The organism is uncultured Jannaschia sp., from assembly GCF_947494055.1.
In the GTDB taxonomy this organism is placed as follows: domain Bacteria; phylum Pseudomonadota; class Alphaproteobacteria; order Rhodobacterales; family Rhodobacteraceae; genus Jannaschia.
Genome location: NZ_CANLTR010000019.1, coordinates 11917 through 34187, shown reverse-complemented (window position 1 = coordinate 34187; position 22271 = coordinate 11917). Strand labels below are relative to the sequence as shown.

19 protein-coding genes are annotated in these 22271 nt (G+C 69.5%); 14 read left to right on the top strand and 5 right to left on the bottom strand.

Annotation, left to right across the window (positions count from 1 at the left end; translation table 11 throughout):
* Positions 1-288 precede the first annotated feature (288 nt).
* The 3 genes from Q1A87_RS14610 to Q1A87_RS14600 form a co-directional block, all read right to left on the bottom strand.
* Positions 289-633, bottom strand: a complete 345-nt coding sequence (locus Q1A87_RS14610) for a glycosyltransferase (RefSeq protein ID WP_299652643.1) — start codon at positions 631-633, stop codon at positions 289-291.
* Positions 634-2283: 1650 nt separating this feature from the next.
* Positions 2284-3336, bottom strand: coding sequence for a ParB N-terminal domain-containing protein (locus Q1A87_RS14605; RefSeq protein WP_299652640.1), 1053 nt, complete (start codon positions 3334-3336; stop codon positions 2284-2286).
* A complete protein-coding gene (locus Q1A87_RS14600) occupies positions 3333-4643 on the bottom strand; it encodes an AAA family ATPase (RefSeq protein ID WP_299652637.1) in 1311 nt (436 codons plus the stop codon). The genes Q1A87_RS14605 and Q1A87_RS14600 overlap by 4 nt, the downstream gene beginning before the upstream one ends.
* Before the next feature lie 422 nt (positions 4644-5065).
* Here Q1A87_RS14600 and Q1A87_RS14595 point away from each other — a divergent pair, with 422 nt between their 5' ends.
* From Q1A87_RS14595 to Q1A87_RS14580, 4 genes are all read left to right on the top strand, one after another.
* Entirely contained in the window at positions 5066-5749 is a 684-nt protein-coding gene (locus Q1A87_RS14595) for a hypothetical protein (RefSeq protein WP_299652634.1), read from the top strand.
* Positions 5750-5936: 187 nt separating this feature from the next.
* Positions 5937-6182: an AbrB/MazE/SpoVT family DNA-binding domain-containing protein gene (locus Q1A87_RS14590; protein WP_299652631.1), complete on the top strand. Its 246-nt coding sequence runs from the start codon at positions 5937-5939 to the stop codon at positions 6180-6182.
* Positions 6179-6577, top strand: a complete 399-nt coding sequence (locus Q1A87_RS14585) for a type II toxin-antitoxin system VapC family toxin (protein ID WP_299652627.1) — start codon at positions 6179-6181, stop codon at positions 6575-6577. Before Q1A87_RS14590 ends, Q1A87_RS14585 begins: the two co-directional genes overlap by 4 nt.
* Before the next feature lie 190 nt (positions 6578-6767).
* Positions 6768-7760 carry an aldo/keto reductase gene (locus tag Q1A87_RS14580; RefSeq protein ID WP_299652624.1) on the top strand — a complete coding sequence of 331 codons (993 nt, stop codon included), beginning with the start codon at positions 6768-6770 and terminating at the stop codon, positions 7758-7760.
* A 30-nt stretch (positions 7761-7790) separates the two neighbouring features.
* Here the strand turns inward: Q1A87_RS14580 and Q1A87_RS14575 are convergent, their stop codons facing one another.
* Positions 7791-8804 carry a LacI family DNA-binding transcriptional regulator gene (locus tag Q1A87_RS14575; RefSeq protein WP_299652621.1) on the bottom strand — a complete coding sequence of 338 codons (1014 nt, stop codon included), beginning with the start codon at positions 8802-8804 and terminating at the stop codon, positions 7791-7793.
* 150 nt (positions 8805-8954) lie between these two features.
* Between Q1A87_RS14575 and Q1A87_RS14570 the strand changes: the two genes are divergently transcribed.
* The 10 genes from Q1A87_RS14570 (at position 8955) to Q1A87_RS14525 (ending at position 19636) form a co-directional block, all read left to right on the top strand.
* Positions 8955-10160 carry an ABC transporter substrate-binding protein gene (locus Q1A87_RS14570; RefSeq protein ID WP_299652728.1) on the top strand — a complete coding sequence of 402 codons (1206 nt, stop codon included), beginning with the start codon at positions 8955-8957 and terminating at the stop codon, positions 10158-10160.
* A gap of 58 nt (positions 10161-10218) precedes the next feature.
* Positions 10219-11145, top strand: coding sequence for a sugar ABC transporter permease (locus Q1A87_RS14565; RefSeq protein WP_299652618.1), 927 nt, complete (start codon positions 10219-10221; stop codon positions 11143-11145).
* Between the two features lie 40 nt (positions 11146-11185).
* Positions 11186-12082 (top strand): carbohydrate ABC transporter permease, encoded by an 897-nt coding sequence (locus tag Q1A87_RS14560; RefSeq protein WP_299652725.1) that lies wholly within the window; start codon positions 11186-11188, stop codon positions 12080-12082.
* A 148-nt stretch (positions 12083-12230) separates the two neighbouring features.
* Positions 12231-13313 (top strand): sn-glycerol-3-phosphate ABC transporter ATP-binding protein UgpC, encoded by a 1083-nt coding sequence (gene ugpC / locus Q1A87_RS14555; RefSeq protein WP_299652615.1) that lies wholly within the window; start codon positions 12231-12233, stop codon positions 13311-13313.
* Entirely contained in the window at positions 13313-15733 is a 2421-nt protein-coding gene (locus Q1A87_RS14550) for a glycoside hydrolase family 2 protein (protein WP_299652612.1), read from the top strand. Before ugpC ends, Q1A87_RS14550 begins: the two co-directional genes overlap by 1 nt.
* Positions 15730-16488 carry a sugar phosphate isomerase/epimerase gene (locus Q1A87_RS14545; RefSeq protein WP_299652609.1) on the top strand — a complete coding sequence of 253 codons (759 nt, stop codon included), beginning with the start codon at positions 15730-15732 and terminating at the stop codon, positions 16486-16488. Before Q1A87_RS14550 ends, Q1A87_RS14545 begins: the two co-directional genes overlap by 4 nt.
* Positions 16485-17648: a Gfo/Idh/MocA family oxidoreductase gene (locus tag Q1A87_RS14540; RefSeq protein WP_299652606.1), complete on the top strand. Its 1164-nt coding sequence runs from the start codon at positions 16485-16487 to the stop codon at positions 17646-17648. Before Q1A87_RS14545 ends, Q1A87_RS14540 begins: the two co-directional genes overlap by 4 nt.
* Positions 17649-17668: 20 nt before the next feature.
* Entirely contained in the window at positions 17669-17923 is a 255-nt protein-coding gene (locus tag Q1A87_RS14535; RefSeq protein ID WP_299652603.1) for a hypothetical protein, read from the top strand.
* Positions 17920-18744, top strand: a complete 825-nt coding sequence (locus Q1A87_RS14530; protein WP_299652600.1) for a hypothetical protein — start codon at positions 17920-17922, stop codon at positions 18742-18744. The genes Q1A87_RS14535 and Q1A87_RS14530 overlap by 4 nt, the downstream gene beginning before the upstream one ends.
* 388 nt (positions 18745-19132) lie before the next feature.
* Entirely contained in the window at positions 19133-19636 is a 504-nt protein-coding gene (locus Q1A87_RS14525; RefSeq protein ID WP_299652597.1) for an isopropylmalate isomerase, read from the top strand.
* A 261-nt stretch (positions 19637-19897) separates the two neighbouring features.
* On the opposite strand, the gene Q1A87_RS14520 is transcribed toward Q1A87_RS14525, so the two are convergent.
* The gene (locus Q1A87_RS14520) at positions 19898-22252 is read right to left on the bottom strand and encodes a transketolase (RefSeq protein ID WP_299652594.1); all 2355 of its coding nucleotides are present in this window, start codon (positions 22250-22252) and stop codon (positions 19898-19900) included.
* Positions 22253-22271 lie beyond the last annotated feature (19 nt).

Here is a 22271-nt window from a genome sequence, read left to right as displayed (position 1 = left end):
GGGACGTGGACGATGCGCACCCCGCCGCGCCACTCCAGAGCTTCCCGCGGGTCCGAGTCGTCTCGCCGGATCAGCACCTCCACCTTTAATCCGCGCCGGGCGAGGTGGCGGGCGACCTGACCGACATAGACGCTCGGCCCGTCCCCGTCCGCGCCGCCGAGCGCGGCGACCGGCGAGGCATGCTCGGAGATCATCATCAGCCGCCGGCCCGCGGGAAGGGACAGGTCACGCATGCGCCCGCTCCGGCTGCGTCGCGTCGAACCCGGTCGCCTCGGCCAGCGCGTCGCATTAGTCGGCGACGAAGCGGTCGATCCCGAACCGCGCCCGCGCGATCCGCGCCGCGCCGTCGGACAGCGCCCGCGCCACCGCCGGGTCGGCGATCAGGCGGCGCATTTGGTCGTGCAGCACCGCCTCGCGCGTGTCGGCATAGCCTGACACCCCGTTCTCCACCGCCGTCGCCATCTCGGTCGTTGCCAGCCCCAGGATCGGCACGCCCGCCATCATCGCCTCGCAGATCGACAGACCGAGGCTCGTGTAACCTATCGGGTTGGAGAAGAACCAGCACTGCGCCATCCGCCCCGGCAGGTGCGCCAGCGGTAGCTCGCCCAGCCCCCTGATCGCGCGTGAGCCCAAGCCGTAGAGGCCGAGCGGCGGATCGTACTCGAAATGCAGCCGCGTCAGGTCGCACTGCGCCGCACTCAGGAACCCCCCCCGCGGTCGTTCCGCCAGTCCCGGTACGACTGGGTCAGCGCGGCATCGAAGGACATGTTGCGCACCGGCTCGGATGGCACGTCGTGCAGGTTCGCAGGCCAGTCGGATCCGGGCGACCGGCCCTCGTATCCCTAGGGCCGCCCCGGGCGGACCGGCAGGAAGATCTCGTGCGGGATATGCGGCAGGTACCACCGGTAGCGGCCATGCATGTGCTACGTCAGAAGTCGGAGCCGCCGGGTCATCGCCATGCCGTAATGGTTAACGATGTCTCTCCAGTTCGACGGCGCGCATCCGAGTTCGGCGCGCTGAAGGTATTCCGGAAAAGTGCGGTTTCTGACTAGCCCCGCATGGCGAGTCCGCGCCCGTGCTGCACAGATCGATGCGCCTTTTCCGGATACAGGCTGTCGTCGTGCAACTGCAAGGCGAGCACCTGGTCCCGCCCCCGCATCGGCGCGCGGAAGGCCGGCCAAGGGCGGGTCCGCCACCGGCCGTTCGGGAATACCGGGGTAGCCCGCGAATACGATCGTCTCGTCCACCATCGGCGGCGCCCTGCGCGCCGGCCCCTCGGTGCCCGGCAGGACCGCAAGCGCCAGATGCGCCGCCGGCGACCCTGCCCCAACAGACCGCAGCGTGGGTCCGGCATGGAGCATGTCGCCCAATCCCGACAACGCGCGCAGCGCGACGACCAACTTCAGTTAAGGCCCGGCCTTTTCGCCGCCCCACCCGGCATTCATATCCGCCATGCCCACCCCTCTCGCCAGTCGCACGCGCCACGCCGGAGCCGCCGCGATGCCGCTAGCCACATTTCTGCACCGAACGTTGCCTAGAGTGAATGTCAAAGATCAGTGGGCAACGCGTTCCGGCCGGCCGCTGTCGAATTGATTGTCTCTGCCAAGACCTCACTTTTGAATAGTGATTCGTCAAGCCGAAAAGGCAGGCAGCCTTCGGCTGCTTAATGGGCGGGATCTGGCGCTACTCGTGACCGTGGTCTGCGCGATCTGTGGCATGGTCGCGGATCGGAATGCATTAAGGCGATGCTGCGAAAAAAGCATTGCACGCCCACATAATTTCTATACCGGACAATAGGTTAGTATCTTTTCTCCGCCTGTTTTCCGATTGGCTGTCGCCCGCACGACCCCATTAGTCATGACGCGTCTACCTATATTGGCGTGGCGCCATGATGCAGTTGCATCGGCAATGAGGATTTGTAGGACGAGTAGCCTTTCTTCTGCTTAAACATCCGCAGACCGATCGTTGCCCCGGACCGACGCTCCGCTCCATTAAGAACCGCGGGTTCAGATGCTGCTTTGTGTTTGGCCGGCGGGACTTTGAGCACTTTCCCCGCGATCTTCGCAAGACAGCGATTAAGAACGCGTCCACCCGCCAGACACTTCCCGTTTTGGTTGGCCTGCGCCACGCAAGGTTACCCTGCTTTTCCATTTACAAGAGAGTTACCCGTAGGTAACGGTAGAGCCCTGCTCATTGATGTCCGTCTGAGTTACCCGCGGGTAACCCCTCCACCCGGTCACCCGCGGGTAACCGCGCGCGGTTACCCGCGGGTAACCGGCACCCTCAGGATACGCGCGCCCGCCGGCGGAGTTCATCCTCGAAAGCCCTGATCGCGCGCTCCAGCCGTTCGCGGGGGATCTCCGCGTAGTCCGCGTCGCTGACAATGCGGCATTCGCCGTTCCGGGCGGTAACCTTCAATGCGCCGACGTGGAATTCGACCTTCGGGGTCTTGACCCCCTCCCCCTTCGCCTCGCCGCGCTTAGCGGCCGTGACGAAGTCCTGCAGCGCCTTGTTCTGTGCCTCGGCGGAGCGAACCTCGGCCAGCCGGTCGCGTAGAGCCTCGACGGCGGACGGATTGCGGATCGCCCGGGACGCCTCCACCCCGAGATTGCGGCCGATCGCGCGCGGGAACGGCAAGGCATCGCCCAGCACCGAGAGAAGGTAGACGAAGCCGCGGATGTAGCTGCGCTTCGTCTTGTGCAGCGAGGCATAGAGGCGTCCGACCATGGCGTCGGGGTCGATCTCCTCGATCCCGGCATCTCGTGCCGCGGCGATCGCGACCTGCGCCATCTCGGCGAAGGTCAGGTCCTCGCGGATGACGTTCTCCTCGACCATGTCGATGAACCGTCCGAGCCGGTCCCCCGGCCCCGTCTCGACCCGCGCGACGATCACCGCGAACCGCTCGTCCCCGGTCTCGCGCAGCAGCTGGTTCAGCGCCGTCAGCCGCCGCCAGCCTTTCTTGAGCTGGTAATGGTCGCCGTCCGGCCAGACCTCGATCGGCTCCTTCTGGCCCCGTTCGCGGATGGAGGCCTTGAGTTCCTCCATCTCGTCGGATTGCGCCACGGCCTCGAGCTCCAGCCGGTCGCGCGGCAGTGCGTCGGTGCGGATCGCAGCCAGCGGCAACGTCGCCAGGACCCGGCCCTCCTCGCTCGCCGTGCGCCATGCCTTCGCGTCCTCGGCGTTGCGCCGGCGCGATTCCATCTTGGCCTCGGTGCTCTCCTGCAGGCTCTCCGCCGTCTCGCGGACCGCGGTGCCCATCGGGCCGGGCTTGCGATCGCGGCGGGGGGTCGGCTCGGGCTCGACCGGGGCGAAGCCGAACTTGTTCTTCGGTGTCATGCTGCATCTCCCGTGCTTGCGGCGTCGTCGCGCCAGGCCTGCAGGACGGTATCCTTGAACTCGGCATAGGCGCGGTCGAAACTCTGCCGCGCGCGCTTCCATGTCTCCCGCGTCATCTGGCGGTAATCCTGCTCGTAGACCGACATCTGGAACCGGCCCGACTGCTCGACCGCGCGGGTCATCTCGATCGGGTCGCGGCAGACATCGGCGCCGAAGACGTTGCCGAACGCCTCGGACATAGCGACGTGGAGCGGGTTGTTGGCCTCGAACCGGGTCATCAGCAGGCGGACGTCGCGGAACGTCTTGGGCAGGGTAAGGCCGGCCTCCGAGGCGAGGCCGGCGAAGCCCTCGGAGATGTCCGACATCGCGTCGCCGAGCTGGCCCAGATAGGAGGTCGTGGAATCGTATTCCCAGTAGCCGGGCCCGGACGGGATGTAGAGGATGTCGGAGGCGAAGGCGGCGTTCAGGCTTTGGTAGCCGATGGCCGGCGGGCAGTCGAAGATGATGACGTCGTACTGGTCGTCCGGCAGCTCGTCGAGATAGCGCGCCACGCAGCCGAAGAAGGTCCAGGCCTTGTGAAGGGCACGGTACTGCGCCGAGGCGAACTCGACGAAGGCGGCGTTGGCGCAGGACGGGATGATGTCGATGGTGGGCCAGCAGGTCGGCTGGATGAAGTCCTGAAACCGCTGGGCGCCGATCGACTGCACGTCCTCGGGCAGCTCGTCGGAGGAGGGGTGGGGGCAGTCGTCCGGGTCGTCATAGGTCGCGGTGATGCGGTCGGCCTCGCGGCAGAGATCGCGGCACATGATGCCCCAGACGGTGTTCCACTCCTTGACCTCCACGAGGCCCATCGAATGGGTGAGCGTCGCCTGCGGGTCGAAATCGATGCAGAGCACGCGGTAGCCGTCGAGCGCGGCGGCATGGGCGAGGTGCTGCGCCACCACCGTCTTGCCGACGCCACCCTTGAAGTTCGACACCGCGACCCGCATCGCGCGGCCCTTGGGACGCTCGGGCAGGAGATTGCGGCCGCGGAAGCGAAGACGGCGGCGGAGCTCGTTGATCTCGGTCAGCGAGAACCAGCGCTGGCGGCCGTCCTCCTCAACGTTGCCCTGGGGCAGCGAGGGGTCGTCGGCGAGCTTCTTGCGCAGGGTGTCGGCCGGGATGTCGAACATGAACTGGCTGATCTCCCAGATCGAGAACGGCCGGAGTTCCTTCACCTCGGCGGGCGAGAAGGTGGCGCGACGCACGGCGGCCTGCTGCGACAGGCTCCGCTCGTTCATCGCCAGCAAATCGGAATGGTCTCGCATGTCGCTGCCTCGCGTTTTCTTCTGTTGCGACCGGAATAGCGGGATAATTGGATTTTGGCAAAATCGAAAATCCCGCATATTCTGCCGGCGTGGAGAAAGAACGGGATGCGGGACAGCGGTTTGTTCCCGAATGCGCCGGATAGGGGACATGGGCGGCGCGATAAGGTGACAAGGCTTGTCCCCCTAAACCATCTATCCGAAGTTTTCTTTGCAGCTATTAATACGGGTCGGAAATCCCGCTTTTCGGATCCCGTTGACAAACGACGCGATGCGGCGGCCTACTGACCGTATCGGGAATCGAACGACGTGAGCCACGGAGAGGGCAGCGATATGGCAGGCATTGATACGACGAGCGGGTTTGGACCACCGGGGCAGGGGGGCCGGGATGCCGCCGGGTCCGGTGGCGCGACGGGGAGGCGAATGTGAAGATCGACATGCGCCAGTTCACGGGGCCACAGGCGGGCTCGGCGAAATACGACGTGCTGACCGCACTGAGCCTGATCGGCTTCGCCGGCGGGGGCGGGCGCGCGGTCTCGATCCTGCGGCTGATCGGGCTCGTCACGGCGCGCTACAACTGGCGCCAGGACGAGCTCTGCGTCTGCCAGCGGGACATGGCGCGGATGTGGGGCGTGACGGAGCGGACGGCGAAGCGCGAGGTGCGGGCCTGGATCGAGGCGCGGCTGATGATCCGGACGCGGACCGGCGTGCGGGGCCGGGCCGGGGCCTACCGGCTCGACATGGTGGAGATCCGCGCGCAGGCGGCGCCGCTCTGGCCGCGGGTCGGGCCCGATTACGTCGAACGGATGGCGCCGGTTGAGGAGGTTCCGGTGTCGGCGGCGCCCGCGGCGGAGTTGGCCGAGGCCGCGCCGGCGCGGGGCACCTGGCGCGCGGTCATGCGCCGGATCCGGCTGGCCGATCCCGCGGTGCATTCGGCCTGGATCGCGCCGCTCGTGCCGGCCGGCGATGACGGTCGGGTGCTGCGCCTGCGCGCGCCGACGCGCTACGGGGCGCATTACGTCCAGACCCATCTGACGCGGCTGCTGGCCGAGGCCGTGGAGGCGGAGATGGGGCCGGGGCGGCGGGTGCTGGTCGAGGCGGCGGTCTGAGACGGGCAGGCGGGAGGGTATTCCTGCCGTTCGGTGGAGAGGCCGCCACACTTGGCTGGAAGCCGTCCCCGTTCGTGTTTCGGCCGCGAACGGCGTTCGTCGCTTGCCACGCGCGGCCGCAGGAGGCTTGAAATCGCCGGCGGGAGGTAATACCGTTTTCTCAGGCGTATTACCTTCAGGAGCCGACATGTCGACGACCGTGACCTCCAAGGGACAGGTGACCATTCCGAAGCCGGTGCGCGATTTCCTCGGGATCGGGCCCGGCAGCCGCGTGAGCTTCGGGCGGACGGAGGACGGCCGTGTCGAGCTCCGGCCCGAGGGCGCCGCGCCGAAGCGCCGGTCGCTGGCCGATCTGCGCGGCCATGCCGGGCCGGGGCCCTCCACCGAGGAGATCATGGCGCTGACGCGGGGCGAGGTGACGGACGGGGCGTGACCTTCGTCGATACGAACGTCCTGCTCGACCTGGTGACGGACGATCCGGTCCACGCCGACTGGTCGCTCGCGCAGCTCGAGGCGGCGGCCCTGCGCGGGCCGCTGGTGATCGGCGACATCGTCTATGCCGAACTCTCGGTGCGCTACGCGCGGATCGAGGATCTCGACGCCTTCGTCGCGCGGGCCGGGCTCAGGCGGGCGGCGATGCCGGACGCGGCGCTGTTCCTCGCCGGCAAGGCGTTCGCGTCCTACCGCCGGTCGGGCGGCACGCGGACGGGAGTGCTGCCGGATTTCTTCGTCGGCGCGCAGGCCGCGCTGGCCGAACGCCCGCTGCTGACTCGGGACGTGCGCCGGTACCGGACCTACTTCCCATCGGTCGAGCTGATCGCGCCCTGACGGGGGATGCGGCGGGGCAGGGGGCCTTGTTGGGGTGCCGCCTCGCGTCCGCCCCTCAAGGACAGGGACTGCCCGTTCCGTATCGCGCGTCGGTCGCGCGAATGGCGGCGTTGCGGGGCAGGGGCTTGGTCGGCGGGGCTTCAGGGCTAGCTGCACGCAAACTGCACAAACGGAATACGGGGAGATCATCATGACGATGCCACACCGCAAGCTGGGCAAGACCGGATGGGACGTGTCCGAGATCGGGTTCGGCGCCTGGGCGATCGGCGGGAGCTGGGGCGCGGTCCCGGAGGCCGATGCACGCGCGGCGCTGCACGCGGCGCTCGATGCGGGCGTCACCTTCATCGACACCGCCGATGTCTACGGCGACGGGCGCTCCGAGGAGATCATCGGCGCCGTCCTGCGCGAGCGCGGCGGCGACCGGCCGGTGGTGGCGACCAAGGCGGGACGCCGGCTCGATCCGCACATGGCCGAGGGCTACACGGGCGAGGCGCTGGAGGGCTTCGTCGACCGCAGCCGCGAGAAGCTCGGGATGGAGACGCTGGACCTGGTGCAGCTGCACTGTCCGCCGACCGAGGTGTTCTACCGGCCGGAGGTCTTCGCGGCGCTGGAGGCGCTGCGGGAGGACGGCAAGATCCGCCATTACGGCGTGTCGGTCGAGAAGGTGGAGGAGGGGCTGAAGGCGCTGGAATATCCCGGGCTGGCCTCGGTGCAGATCATCTACAACATATTCCGCCAGCGGCCCGCCGACCTGTTCCTCGAGCGGGCCCGGGCGCGCGACGTGGGGGTGATCGTCCGGGTGCCGCTCGCGAGCGGGATGCTGACCGGCAAGATGCGCCGGGACCAGGATTTCGCGGCGGACGACCACCGCGCCTTCAACCGCCACGGCGAGGCCTTCGACGTCGGCGAGACCTTCGCGGGCGTGCCCTACGACGTGGCGCTCGACGCGGTCGAGGAATTGCGGGGGCTCGTGCCGGAGGGGGCGAGCCTGGCGCAGGTCGCGCTGCGCTGGATCCTGATGCAGGCGGGTGTCAGCGTCGTCATCCCCGGGGCGCGCTCCGAGGATCAGGCCCGCGCGAATGCGGGTGCGGCCGAGCTGGCGCCGCTGTCCCCCGACGCGATGGACACGGTCCGCGGGGTCTATGATGACCTGATCGCGCCGCACGTGCATCAGCGCTGGTGAGGGCGGCGACCTGACGGGGCGGGCCGGGGCTCAGTCGAGCGAGGTCCGCTCCGGCGTCTCGAGGTAGGTCATTCGGGCGCCGCCGGGCCGGCGGATCGCGTCGAGCGCGGCGCGCGCGAGGAACTCGCCCGCCGCCCCGGCATCCTCGCGGATGGCGATGATCGGTCGGCGGAACCGGCCCAGCAGGGCGAAGGGCTCCTTGGCGGCGACGTCCACGTCGCGGCCGACCTCGCGCCCGCAGGCTTCCAATGCCGCGACCGCGGCCAGCGCCGAGGAGACCGAGGCGCAGAGCACCGCGTCGATGCCGCCGTTCGCGAGGCGGCGGGCCACGGCGGCCTCGACCTCGGCGTCGGCGGCATCGGTGGTCGCGTCGTCCAGCACGGTCCAGCCCATTCCCGTCGCGTCCGCCTCGGCGCGCACGCCGTCGAGGATGTGCTGCGCGTAGCTCTGTGCCAGCGGCGGGGCGACGACGAGGAGGTCGCGCCGCCCCCGCGCCGCCATCGCCCGCACCGCCAGCCGCGCGAAGGCCGCGTTGTCGAAATCGTACCACGGATGGGCGATCCCCATGTCGCTGCGCCCGTGGGTGACGAAGGGCAGGCCGTGCCGGGCGAGATAGGCCACCCGGGGATCGTCGGGCCGGATGCGGTTGAGGATGACGGCGTCGGCGGAGCCCGTCTCCACGAGGTAGCGGACCTGCACCAGCGGATCCTCGCCGTGGAGGACGGGCGTGACGACGAGGTGGTAGCCGGTGCCCCGGAGGGCGGCGGCGAGCGCGTGGATCAGCTGCGCGGTATGGGTCATGAGCGACGGCTCCGCCCCGAGCAGGAGCGCGATCACCTGCGTCCGCCCGGTCCGGAGCCGCACCGCCGCGCGGTCCGGACGGTAGCCGAGGCGCTCCGCCGCCTCGCGCACGCGGGCCTTCGTCGCGGCGCCGATATCGGGCGCGTCGCTCAGGGCGCGGCTGACCGTGGCGACCGCCAGCCCGGTATCGGCGGCGATCGTCTTCAGCGTCGGCCGTGTCTCGGTTCCGGGCAATCGGGCCACTGACGGCCTCCTTTCAGCACGATCGGCGGTCGATCCGACATCCCCGCGATCGAGGCTTGTCTAAACGATCTAAATCGTCATAGAAAGCTCCTGTAACGTTTCAGTCCAAGGGAGGGGACCGACGTGCAGAGCATTATCAAGGCTGCCTGGATGGTGGGGGCGACGCTGCCGGTGGCGGCGCAGGCCGCCGATCTCGAAGTGACGCATTGGTGGACGTCGGGCGGGGAAGCCGCCGCGGTGGCGGAGTTCGCCGGGGCGTTCGACGAACGCACCGAGGATACCTGGGTTGACGGCGCCATCGCCGGCGGCGGCTCGACCGCGCGGCCGATCATGATCAGCCGGATCACCGGCGGCGACCCGATGGGGGCCACGCAGTTCAACCACGGCCGGCAGGCCGAGGAGCTGGTCGAGGCCGGGCTGATGCGCGACGTCACCGAGGTCGCCGAGGCGGAGGGATGGCGCGACGTGATCGCCGCGCCGTCGCTGCTCGAGAGCTGCACGCTCGACGGCGAGATCTACTGCGTTCCGATCAACATCCATTCGTGGCAATGGCTGTGGCTGTCCAACAAGGCGTTCGAGGATGCGGGCGTCGCGGTGCCGACGAACTGGGACGAGTTCGTGGCCGCCGGGCCCGCGCTGCGCGAGGCGGGCAAGGTGCCGCTCGCCGTGGGCGGCCAGCCCTGGCAGAATGCGGGATTGTTCAACGTGCTCCTGAACGCGCTCGGCGGGCGGGACATGACGATGCGGGTCTACGACGACAAGGATGCCGAATACGCCGCCGGTCCCGAGGTCGCCGAGATCTTCGCCGCCGTGGCCGATGCGCGCGAGCTGTCGCAGGGCACCAACGTCCAGGACTGGAACGAGGCCACGAACATGGTCATCACCGACCAGGCCGGCGGCCAGATCATGGGCGACTGGGCGCAGGGCGAGTTTCAGATGGCGGGCGAGGTCGCGGGCGAGGACTACAGCTGCCTGCCGGGGCTCGGCGTGAACGAGATCATCTCGACGGATGGCGACGCGTTCTATTTCCCGATGCTGGACGACGAGGCCGAGTCCGCCGCGCAGGAGGAGTTGGCCTCCATCCTGTTCGACCGGGAGGTGCAGATCGCGTTCAACCTCAAGAAGGGCTCGCTGCCGATCCGCAAGGACGTCGATCTCGACGCGGCGAACGACTGCATGAAGAAGGGTCTCGCGATCCTTGAGGCGGGCGGCACGGTGACCTCGGTCAACCAGCTCGTCAGCCCCGACACGAACACGCAGATCGAGACGCTGTTCTCTGAGTTCTTCGCCGACACCTCGATGACGCCGGAAATGGCGCAGGAGCGGTTCGCGGACATCATCGCCGACGCCTATTGACGCCGCCCGGGGCCGCCGCGTCGGCGGCGGCCCGACGCTTCCCGCGCGAGGTCGATCCATGCCTTCCGTCACCGACACCCCGTCCGGGCCCCGCACGCGGACGGCCCGGCCGAGCCAGCTGTTCCGCAACCTGAACGCCAAGCTCGCCTCGATCCCGATGATCCTGACGGCGATGGGCGTGTTCGTCGGCGGCACGATCTGGACGGTGGTCTATTCCTTCACCGACTCGAAGCTGCTGCCGCGCGAGCGCTGGATCGGGTTCGACCAGTACGAGCGGCTGTGGGGCACGAACCGCTGGCTGATCTCGATCGAGAACCTGCTGATCTATGGATCGCTCTCGCTGATCTTCAGTCTGGTGATCGGCTTCCTCCTCGCCGCGCTGCTCGACCAGAAGATCCGGTTCGAGGACGCGTTCCGCACCATCTTCCTCTATCCCTTCGCGCTCAGCTTCATCGTCACGGGCCTGGTCTGGCAATGGCTGCTGAACCCCGATTTCGGCGTCCAGAGCGTGATCCGCGCGCTTGGCTGGGAAAGTTTCGACTTCGACCCGCTCTACAACCCGCAGATCGTCATCTACGGCGTCCTGATCGCCGGGCTGTGGCAGGGGACGGGGCTCATCATGTGCCTGATGCTCGCGGGCCTGCGCGGCATCGACGAGGATATCTGGAAGGCGTCGCGGATCGACGGGATCCCGATGTGGAAGACCTACCTGTTCATCGTCATCCCGATGATGCGGCCGGTCTTCGTGACCACGCTCGTCCTGATCACAAGCGGCATCGTCAAGCTCTACGACCTGATCGTGGCGCAGACCGGGGGCGGGCCGGGCATCGCCTCCGAGGTCCCCGCGAAATACGTCTACGACCTGATGTTCCAGGCGCAGAACCTCGGCCAGGGCTTCGCCGCCTCGACGATGATGCTTTTGACCGTGGCGATCATTTTGATCCCCTGGGCCTATCTCGAATTCGGAGGCAAGCGCCGTGGCTAACCCCGCCACCCTCTCGGCCGCCGTCGCCGCGGCCGACGCGATCCCCGGCGCGGACCCGGGCGGGCCCAGAGGCGCGCGGCCGCGGCGGGCGCTGTCGCGGGGCAACGTGTTCCTCTACGGCACGCTGCTGGTGGCCGCGCTGTACTACGCGCTGCCGCTTTACGTGATGATCGTGACGTCGCTGAAGGGGATGCCGGAGATCCGGCTGGGCAACATCTTCGCGCCGCCCGTCGAGGTCACGTTCCAGCCCTGGGTCAAGGCCTGGGGCGAGGCCTGCACCGGGCTGAACTGCGACGGGCTGAGCCGCGGGTTCTGGAACTCGGTGCGCATCCTCGTCCCCTCGGTCATCCTGTCGATCGCGGTGGCGAGCGTGAACGGCTACGCGCTCGCGAACTGGCGCTTCCGGGGGTCGGAGACGTTCTTCGTGATCCTGATCTTCGGGGCGTTCATCCCCTATCAGGTCATGCTCTACCCGCTCGTCATCATCCTGCGCGAGCTGGGGATCTACGGCACGCTCTGGGGGCTGATCCTCGTGCACACGATCTTCGGAATGCCGATCCTGACGCTGCTGTTCCGGAACTACTTCACCTCGATCCCGGAGGAGCTGTTCAAGGCGGCGCGGGTCGACGGGGCGGGGTTCTGGGCGATCTACTTCAAGATCATGATGCCGATGTCGCTGCCGATCTTCGTGGTCGCGACGATCATCCAGGTGACGGGGATCTGGAACGACTTCCTGTTCGGGGTCGTCTACACGCGGCCGGAGAACTACCCGATGACGGTGCAGCTCAACAACATCGTCAACTCGGTGCAGGGCGTGAAGGAATACAACGTCAACATGGCGGCGACGCTGCTCACCGGCCTCGTGCCGCTTGCCATCTATTTCGTGTCCGGCAAGCTCTTCGTGCGCGGCATCGCAGCCGGGGCGGTGAAGGGGTGAGGCGGGTTGTCGCGCAGCGAAACGCGGGGCCCCGGTGGGGCACCGCGACCGCCGAACGCGGCGGGCGAGAGCCCGTCGCCGGGCCGCCGCGCCTCGGCCTTCACCGTCTCGCCCACCCCGATTTCTCCCGCCCGGACCGGAGGCCCCGATGACACAAGACACCGCCTCCGTCTCCGTCCGCGACCTCCACCTCGCCTTCGGGGCCGTCGAGGTCCTGAAGGGCCTCAACGTCGAGACCGCGCCGGGCGAGTTCCTCGTGCTGCTCGGGCCCTCGGGCTGCGGCAAGTCCACGCTGCTGAACTGCATCGCCGGGCTGCTCGAGATCACCGACGGCCAGATCTGGATCAAGGGAAAGAACGTCACCTGGGAGGAGCCGAAGGACCGCGGCATCGGCATGGTGTTCCAGTCCTACGCGCTCTACCCGCAGATGAGCGTGCGCGGGAACCTGGCCTTTGGCTTGAAGAACCAGCGCATGCCGAAGGCGCAGATCGAGGAGCGGATCGCGCGGGCGGCGCGCATTCTGCAGATCGAGGATTACCTCGACCGCAAGCCCGCCGCGCTCTCGGGCGGGCAGCGCCAGCGGGTGGCCATCGGCCGGGCGCTGGTGCGCGACGTGGACGTGTTCCTGTTCGACGAGCCGCTCTCGAACCTCGACGCCAAGCTGCGCGCGGAGCTTCGGGTGGAGCTGAAGCGCCTGCACGCGCAGCTCGAGAACACGATGATCTACGTCACCCACGACCAGATCGAGGCGCTGACGCTGGCCGACCGGATCGCGGTGATGCGCGGCGGCGTGATCCAGCAGCTCGACACGCCGCTCACAATCTACAACCGGCCGGCGAACCTGTTCGTGGCGGGCTTCATCGGCTCGCCCGCCATGTCGATGCTGTCGGGCCGGGTGGAGGGCGGGCGGTTCCACGTGGGGACGCAATCGCTCGACCTCGGGGGGTACGACGGCGAGGTGCCCGCGCGGCTCGACCCCGCGATCCTCGGGCTGCGGCCCGAGCATGTGGAGATCGTGGAAGGGCAGGGGGGGCCGGGGGGCCTTCTCGCGACCGTGGACATCGACGAGCCGATGGGCGCCGACAGCCTGCTCTGGCTCGACGTGGAGGGGCAGAAGATGTCCGCCCGCATCCCCGTCGAGCGCAGCCTGCGGCGCGGGACGGAGGTCCGGGTCGTGCCGGTGATGGACAAGGCCAGTCTGTTCGACGCCGAGAGCGAGCAGCGCATCTGATGGACGACACGGTCGACCTTGCGGGGGCGTGGGTCCTCCGTCCGGCGGACGGGCAGGGCGGGGCGGATCTGCCCGTCGGGGGCGTTCCGATGACCCTGCCGGGCGACGGGCACACGGCGCTGGTGGAGGCCGGGCTGCTGCCGGAGCCCTACGAGGCGCGGAACGAATACGCAGCCCGCTGGCCGGCGGAGCGGGACTGGATCGTGTCACGTCGGGTGGAGATGGAGGCGGCGGATCGCGACCTCGTGGTCGAGGGGCTGGATACCGTCGCCGAGATCCGGGTGAACGGCGTGTGCGTGCTGAATGCCGCCAACGCGTTCCGCACGCATCGCGCCGATCTGTCGGCCGCGGCCCACCCCGGGGCGAACGAGATCGAGATCGCCTTCCAGTCGCCGCTTGCCGCGGCGGCCGAGCGGGCGGCGGCGCAGCCCTTCCCGATCCCCTGGCACCAGGGCAATTGCCCGCTGCCGCACGGCAACATGCTGCGAAAGCCGCAATGCGATTTCGGCTGGGACTGGAACATCGCGCTGGCGCCCTTCGGCGTGACCGGGGGTATCCGGCTGGAACCGCGGCGGGCCGGGCGGATCACCGCGGTGGCCGTCGAGCAGCGCCATGAAGGCGGAACCGCCCACGTCACCGTGCGGATGCGCGGCGGGGTCGAGGGCGCGGCGGTGCAGGCGACGCTCTGCGGCCAGCGCGCCGAGGCCGAAGTGGCGAGGGACGGCGCGACGCTATGCCTCGCGATCCCCGACCCCGAACTGTGGTGGCCGAACGGGCTCGGGCCGCCGGCGCTGCACGAGTTGCACGTGACCTGCGGCACCGAGACCGCCACGCGCCGGATCGGCCTGCGCGACGCGCGTCTCGTCTCCGAACCGGATGCGATCGGCCGCAACTTCGTCGTCCGGATCAACGGCCACGACACCTTCTGCCGCGGTGCGAACTGGATCCCGGCCGACGCGCTGGCCGGCCGGATCGACCGCGACGCGGTGCGCGACCTGCTCCGATCCGCGGCGGCGGCGAACATGAACATGATCCGGGTCTGGGGCGGGGGCCGCTACGAGCCGGACTGGTTCTACGACATCTGCGACGAGATGGGCCTGATGGTCTGGCAGGACTTCATGTTCGCCTGCCACCTCTACCCCGCCGACGAGGCCTTCCTGACCGAGGTGCGGGACGAGGCCGAGGAGGTGGCGCTGCGGCTCTCGCACCATCCGTCCGTGGTGCTCTGGTGCGGCGACAACGAACTCATCGGCGCGCTCGGCTGGTTCCCGGAGAGCCTGGCCGACCGGGATCGTTACCTGGTCTGCTACGACCGGTTGAACCGCGCGGTCGAGGCGGGGCTGCGCGCGGCGCTGCCCGACGCGAACTGGTGGCCGTCCTCGCCCTCGCCGGGGCCACTCGCCTTCGGGGATGCGTGGCACGACGACGCGTCGGGCGACATGCATTTCTGGTCGGTCTGGCACGAGGGCCGGGACTTCGACCATTACCGCGACGTCGCGCCCCGGTTCTGCAGCGAGTTCGGCTTCCAGTCCTACCCGTCGATGGAGGTGATCCGCCGCTTCGCCGCGCCCGAGGACCGCAACATCGCCGCGCCGGTGATGGAGAGCCACCAGAAGAACGCGGGCGGCAACGCCCGGATCGCGGAGACGATGTTCCGCTACTTTCGGTTTCCGAACGCGTTCGAGGATTTTGTCTGGCTGAGCCAGATCCAGCAGGGGCTGGCGATCCGGACGGCGGTGACGCAGTGGCGGTCGCTCAAACCGCGCTGCATGGGCACGCTCTACTGGCAGCTCAACGACACCTGGCCCTGCGCCTCGTGGTCGTCGCTCGACCACGGCGGGGGGTGGAAGCTGCTGCATCACATGGCGCGGGATTTCTTCGCGCCGGTGGCCGTCCTCGCGGTGCCCGCGGGCGACGCGATCCGGCTGGTCGGGGTGAACGACACGCGCGCGTCCGTCGACATTGCCGTGCGGGCGCGGGCGCTGTCGATGGATGGCGGCCTGCATGCGTTGGACGAAGGCGGCGGCGCGGTCGGGCCGGATGCCGCGGCGGACCTGCTGACGCTCGACGCGGGCGCTCTGGCGGCGGACGAGGTGCTGCTCTTCGACTGGGACGGCCCCGATCCGGGCCGCGACCTGCACGCGCCGCGCCCGTGGAAAGCCTACGACCTGCTTGAGGCCCGCCCGGCCTTCCAGGCCACGCGCGACGGCGAAGGCTGGCGGCTCGAGGTCGAGGTTTCGGCACCGAGCTTCTTCCTGACCGCCGAGGCGGACCTGCCCGGCCGCTGGGACCGCGCCGCGGTGCTGGCGCTGCCGGGCACGGCGGAGACCTTTTACTTCACGCCGCTCGACTCCGCGGCGGAGCCCCGTTTCACCCTGCGCGACCTGCACGGCGCGACCTATCCGGAGGATCCTGCATGATCTCCTATCAGCTCTATTCGTCCCGCAAGTTCGGCCCGTTGCCGGAGACGCTGCGGATGCTGGCCGATCTCGGCTATCCGGCGGTCGAGGGCTACGGCGCGCTCTTCGCCGATGCCGGGGCCCGCGCCGGGCTGGCCGCCGGCCTGCACGAGACCGGGCTTGCGATGCCCACGGCGCATGTCGGGCTGGCCACGCTCGAGGCGGAGCCGGACCTGCCCGCACATCTGGCCGAGATGGGCGTCGAGACGGCGTTCGTGCCGAGCATCCCGCCCGCCGAGCGGCCCTCGGACCCCGCGGGCTGGCGCGCCTTCGCCGAGCGCCTCGCCGCCGCGGCACGGGGCATCGAGGCCGCCGGCCTGCGGGCGGGCTGGCATAACCACGATTTCGAGTTCGCCGCGCTGCCGGACGGCACCGTGCCGATGGATCACCTCCTGGGCGGAACGCGGCTCGACTGGCAGTTCGACTTGGCCTGGGCCGTTCGCGCCGGCGCCGACCCGATGGACTGGATCGCCCGCCACGGCGACCGCATCTCCGCCGTTCACGTCAAGGACATCGCGCCTGCGGGCGAGAAGGCGGACGAGGATGGCTGGGCCGATCCCGGCACCGGCACGATGGACTGGCCCACGCTCACCCGCGCGCTCGCCGACGTGGATGTCCGTCACTGGGTGATGGAGCACGACAACCCTTCCGACGACCGACGCTTCGCCGAGGCGGGGCTCGCGGCGGCCCGCGCGCTCGACGGGGTGCCGGCATGAGCGCCGCCCCCGCCCCGCTCGGCGTCGGCCTCATCGGTTGCGGCAACATCTCCGAGAGCTACCTCGCCCGCGCCGCGCTCTTCGCGGGGATCGAGATGCGGGCCGTCGCCGATCTCGACGCGTCCCGGGCCGAGGCGCGCGCCGCCGAGTTCGGCCTGCGCACGGAAACGGTCGAGGGCCTGCTCGCCGCGCAGGATATCGACATCGTCGTCAACCTCACCGTGCCCGCGGCCCATGCGGAGGTCACCCGCGCGATCCTCGCGGCGGGCAAGCACGCCTATTCCGAGAAACCGCTCGCGCTGACGCTCGCGGACGCGAAGGGGCTCGCCCGCGCGGCGGAGGTGGTTGGGCGGCGGATCGGCTGCGCGCCCGACACGTTCCTCGGCGCCAGCCATCAGGAATCGCGCCGCCTGCTCGATGCGGGCGCGGTCGGGCGGATCACCCACGGCACCTGCCACGTCATGTCGGCCGGCATGGAGATGTGGCATCCGAACCCGGACTTCTTCTTTCTCGAGGGCGGCGGCCCGGTCCTCGACCTGGGGCCGTATTACGTCACGCAGCTCGTCAACCTGATCGGGCCGGTGCGCCGCGTCGCCGCGATGACCGGCATGGCCCGGGACACGCGCGTCATCGCCACGGCGCCCCGCACGGGCGAGACGATCCCGGTGGAGACGCCGACCACGGCCCACGCGCTCCTCGACTTCGCCTCCGGCGCGCAGATCACCTTCTCCGCCTCGTGGGACGTGCCCCATCACGGCCATCGCAACGTCGAGCTCTACGGGACCGAGGGCACGTTGCTGCCGCAGGACCCGAACTTTTTCGGCGGCACGACCGAGATCGTGGGCTCCGATCAGGACGTCCGGAGCTTCGAGGCCGCCGACCATCCGCTCTCGGTCGTGAACCGCACCACCCGCGACGGGCGTCCGCGCGCCGATTACCGGAGTGTGGGGCTGGCCGACATGGCAAGGGCGATCCAGACGGGCGGGCCGCATCGCTGCGCGTTGGAGATGGCGCTCCACGTGACCGAGGTGCTGGAGGCGATCCTGCGCTCGGGCGAGGAGGGCCGGTTCATCGAGATGACCACGACCTGCGCGCGTCCGGCGCCGTTCGACGCCGCCGCCGCGCGCCGCCTGATGCCGGAAGGGGCCGTCGCCGCATGATCCGAACCGGAAGCCCTGGAATGAGGCGCATCGAGCGCGCGCCGCGGACCGGTCCCCGCTTCTGGAACCGTGAGGGCGACGCCGCCTGTCACGGCGTCTCCACCGCGCTGGCGCCGGACTGCCGCCGCCTCGACACTGCCGAAGGCTGCGGCAGCGAGGCGGGGGTCAGCCGCGCCGTTGCTAGAAGTGGCCCGCCACGGTTCGAAATCTTCCGGATCACCACGGTCGTGCCGGAGAGCTTCGACCCGGTCCGCGGCGAGGCTTTGGCCGAATGACCTGGCGGACCGAAATCTGCACGATGGACCTCGCCACGGGCGCGGTCTCGGTCTGGCTGCAAACGCCGCGCCTGCTGGAAGCGCCGAACTGGCATCCCGACGGGCACCTGATCGTCAATGGCGACGGGCGTCTCTGGCGGCTCGACGCGGACGGCAGCCTCGCGCAGATCGACACCGGCCCGCTCGACCGGCTCAACAACGATCACGGGCTATCGCCCGACGGGCGCCTCCTCGCCGTCTCGGATTCGAGCGCGGACGGGGCCTCCGCCATCTACGTCCTGCCGGCCGAGGGGGGACAGCCGCGCCGCGTGACCCCCGCGACGCCGTCCTACTGGCACGGCTGGACCCCGGACGGCGCCACGCTCGTCTATACGGCGCGGCGGGGCGCGACGTTCCAGATCCACGCCATTCCCGTGGCGGGCGGGCCCGAACGTGCGCTGACCGAGGGGTTCCTTCATTGCGACGGTCCCGACGTGACGCCCGACGGCGCCTGGGTCTGGTTCAACGGCGAGACCGAAGCCGGCGTCGATCTGTGGCGGGTGCCGGCCGCGGGCGGCACGCCCGAGCGCATGACCCGCGGCGACAGCGTGGGCTGGTTCCCCCACCCGTCGCCCGACGGACGCGACATCCTGTATCTGGCCTTCCCGCCCGGGACGCAGAAGCATCCCCGCGACCGCTTGGTCGAGCTCCGGACCATGCCCGCCGCGGGCGGGACCCCGCGGTCTGTCCTGTCGCTCTTCGGCGGCCAGGGCACGATCAACGTGCCGTGCTGGCGCCCGTCCGGGGGCGCGTTCGCCTTCGCGCGCTACGCCCCGGCCTGAGCCGCGTGCCCGGAGCGGGCCTCGCGAAGGCTATCGATCCGGACCGGGCGGCATGACAGTCGAATTAGGGAGGGCCGTCGCCGATCACGCTCGTGCCGGCGATCCGGTCTGTCGTTCCCGCGGCGAATGTGCTCGACAACGATGGCGTGTTGCCTTGTTGCCAGGGCCTTACGACGAGATGGTGGCAGCTCCGGGGGCACGCCGCAGGCGATCATTCACGAAGCTCGCCCGCAGACGTGGCTTCGCCCGCTCCCGGTGGTAGGGAGGCGCGACGCCAGACCCGACGAGGCCGCCTGTTTTGCCCGACACCATCTCGCAGATAATCGACTGTTCTCTCCTGCGATGGTCGCCGGGCATAGGCGATCCGGGTTTCGCCGGATGGCTGACCGTGGTCGCCTATGCCGTTGCCGCCATCTTCTCCCTGACGCTTGCCACGCGGCGGGATCGGCAGACCCTCGAGCGCACGTTCTGGGCCGTCGCGGGGGCCGGGCTCCTGTTCCTGTCGGTCAACAAGCAACTCGACCTGCAGAGCTTCCTGACGGCGGCGGGTCGTTGCACCGCGCAGATGCAGGGCTGGTACGACATGCGCCGCACCGTGCAGGCCGACTTCATCATCGGACTGATCGCGATGGCGATCATCGGCGGGACCGGCGTCTTCTGGTTGCTGCGCCGCACGATCCGTCGCACCGGCATCGCGCTTCTCGGTCTGGTCTGGATCACGGGGTTCGTCCTCGTCCGGGCCGTCGGCTTCCACGATGTCGACCGGATGATCGGGTTTCGCCTAGCGGGGATGCGGCTGAACTGGGTGTTCGAGCTCGGCGGGATCGCCGTCTTCATCCTGGGTTGCGTTGTCGCGCTGTCGGTGCGACGGCCGCCGCGATCCGGATACTGACACGGACGGGGAACGGCGTCCTCTGCGTACTGGCTCACTGTCCGGCGCATCGCCGACGGCGCGGTGACCGGGGCGCAGTGGGCCCCGTCGGCTTCGCGCTGCAGAGCGCCGGCGACATTCGGGTCGGGACCGAGCCCTCGGAAGGTCCAGGCGAGGTTGCGGCGCCTGCGCGAGATGCCACCGCCGATCTCGAGCCTTCGGTGCCCGCCCTCGCGGCCGGGCACGGTTGAGAGGGCTGCCTAAGGGCTACGTTCCCCGGCCCTAGACCCGCGAGCCCTCGGTGAGCGCGCCGACCGAGCGGGCGATGGACGCCCGGTCGATGCCGAAATGTTCCGCGAGATCGCCGATCGTGCCGGTCTGGCCGAAATGCTCGACCCCGTGCGGGATCGTCCGGTGCCCGGCAACGGCGCCGAGCCAGGCGAGCGTGGCCGGGTGGCCGTCGATGACGGTGACGAGGACGCAGTGCCGCGGCAGATCCCCGAGCAGGCGCTCGACGTGGCTCGCGGCCCCGGCATTGCCGCGCGCGCGTTCGCGCTGCGCCGCGGTCCAGCCGGCGTTCAGGCGGTCGGCCGAGGTGACGGCGAGCACGGCCACGTCGCGTCGATGCTCCCCGATCGTCCCCGCCGCCGCGATCGCCTCGTCGGCCACCGCGCCCTGATAGGCGATCACGACCGCGCAGTTCGGACCCGGTTTGCGCAACCAGTACGCCCCGTCGATCGTGCCCTGCCGGAACGCGTCGTCGGGGCGGCGGCCGGGCTGTTCGAGCGGCTTGGTAGTTAGCCGCAGATAGACCGAGCCGCCGGTTTCGTCGCGCAGCCAGGTGCGCTCGTCCGGGTCGCCCTCGCCGTCGCGCTGCAGGTAGTCGAAGGCCCATTCCATGATGACCGCAAGCTCGTCGGCGAAGGCCGGCTCGAAGGCGGCGAGCCCGTCCTGCGCCATGCCGGTGAGCGGCGTGCCGATCGACTGGTGCGCGCCGCCCTCGGGTGCGAGCGTGACGCCCGAGGGCGTCCCCACGATCATGAACCGCGCGTCCTGGTAGCAGGCGTAGTTCAGCGCATCGAGGCCGCGATGCACGAACGGGTCGTAGACCGTGCCGATGGGGATCAGACGCTTGCCCCAGAGGCTGTGTGCCAACCCTGCGGCACCGAGCAGCAGGAACAGGTTCATCTCCGCGATGCCGAGTTCGACATGCTGGCCCTCGGGGGCGAAGTTCCACTTCGCCACGGACGGGATGCGGTGGTCGATGAAGGCGTCGGCCAGCGCCTCCCGCGCGAAGAGCTTGCGGCGGTTGACGAAGGCGCCGAGCCCGGTCGTCCCCGTCACGTCCGGCGAGGTGGTGAGGATGCGCGCGGCGAGGTCGCTGTCCCCCTTCGCCAACTCGTCGAGGATCTTGCCGAAGGCGGCCTGCGTCGAGATCTCCCGCTCGGCGGCGAAGGCGATGGCGGGCACGTCGAGTCGTGCGTCGCCGTGGCGGCGCGGACCGGCGGCGAAGAACGGCACCCGCGTGAGCGCCGTCTCGAAGGCAGGTACGTCCACGACGGTGGCGAAACGCTCCCATTCCTGACCCTCGGGCACACCCATATTGGCCTGCCATTCGGCCATCTGCGCCTTCGTCATCAGGCCGCCGTGATTGTCCTTGTGCCCGGCGATGGGCGTGCCCCAGCCCTTGATCGTGTAGGCCAGGAAGCAGGTCGGGCGGTCGTGGTCGATGGCGGCGAAGGTCTCGGCCATCGTCTCCACGCAATTTCCGCCGAGATTCTCCATCAGCGCGGCCAGCGCGTCGTCGTCCCGCCGGTCGATAAGCGCGGTCACGTCGCCCTGGTCGCCCAGATCGTCCATCAGGCGCTCGCGCCAGACGGCGCCGCCGCGATAGGTCAGCGCGGCGTATTCGATGTTGGGGCAGGCATCGATCCAGTCGCGCAGCTTGGCGCCCCCGGGCTCGTCGAAGGCCGCGCGCTGGAGCGTGCCGTGCTTCACCCGCACCACGTCCCAGCCGAAGGCCTCGAAGATGCGCTCGATCCGTCCGAACAGCCCCTCGCGCACGATCCCGTCGAGCGACTGTCGGTTGTAGTCGATGATCCACCATGTGTTGCGCAGGTCGTTCTTCCAGCCCTCCTGCAGCACCTCGTAGACGTTGCCCTCGTCGAGTTCCGCGTCGCCCACCAGCGCGACCATCCGCCCGAGCGGGACGTTGCCCCATTCCTTCGCCGCGATGAAGTCCTGCACGATCGCGGCGAGCGCGGTGATGCCGACGCCGAGGCCGACGGAGCCGGTGGAGAAGTCGACGTCGTCGATGTCCTTGGTTCGGCTCGGATAGCTCTGCGCGCCCCCGAAGCCGCGGAAGGTCTTGAGCTTCTCGCGGGTCTGGTTGCCCATGAGATAGTGCATCGCGTGGAAAACCGGCGAGGCATGCGGCTTCACCGCCACCCGGTCCTCGGGACGCAGCGCGGAGAAGTAGAGCGCGGTCATGATCGACACCATCGAGGCCGACGACGCCTGATGCCCGCCGACCTTGATCCCGTCCGCCTTGGGGCGAAGGTGGTTGGCGTTGTGGATCATCCAATGCGACAGCCAGAGAAGCCGCTGCTCGACGATCTTGAGTTGCGTGCCGTCCATGACGTCTCCTCCCGCTCGG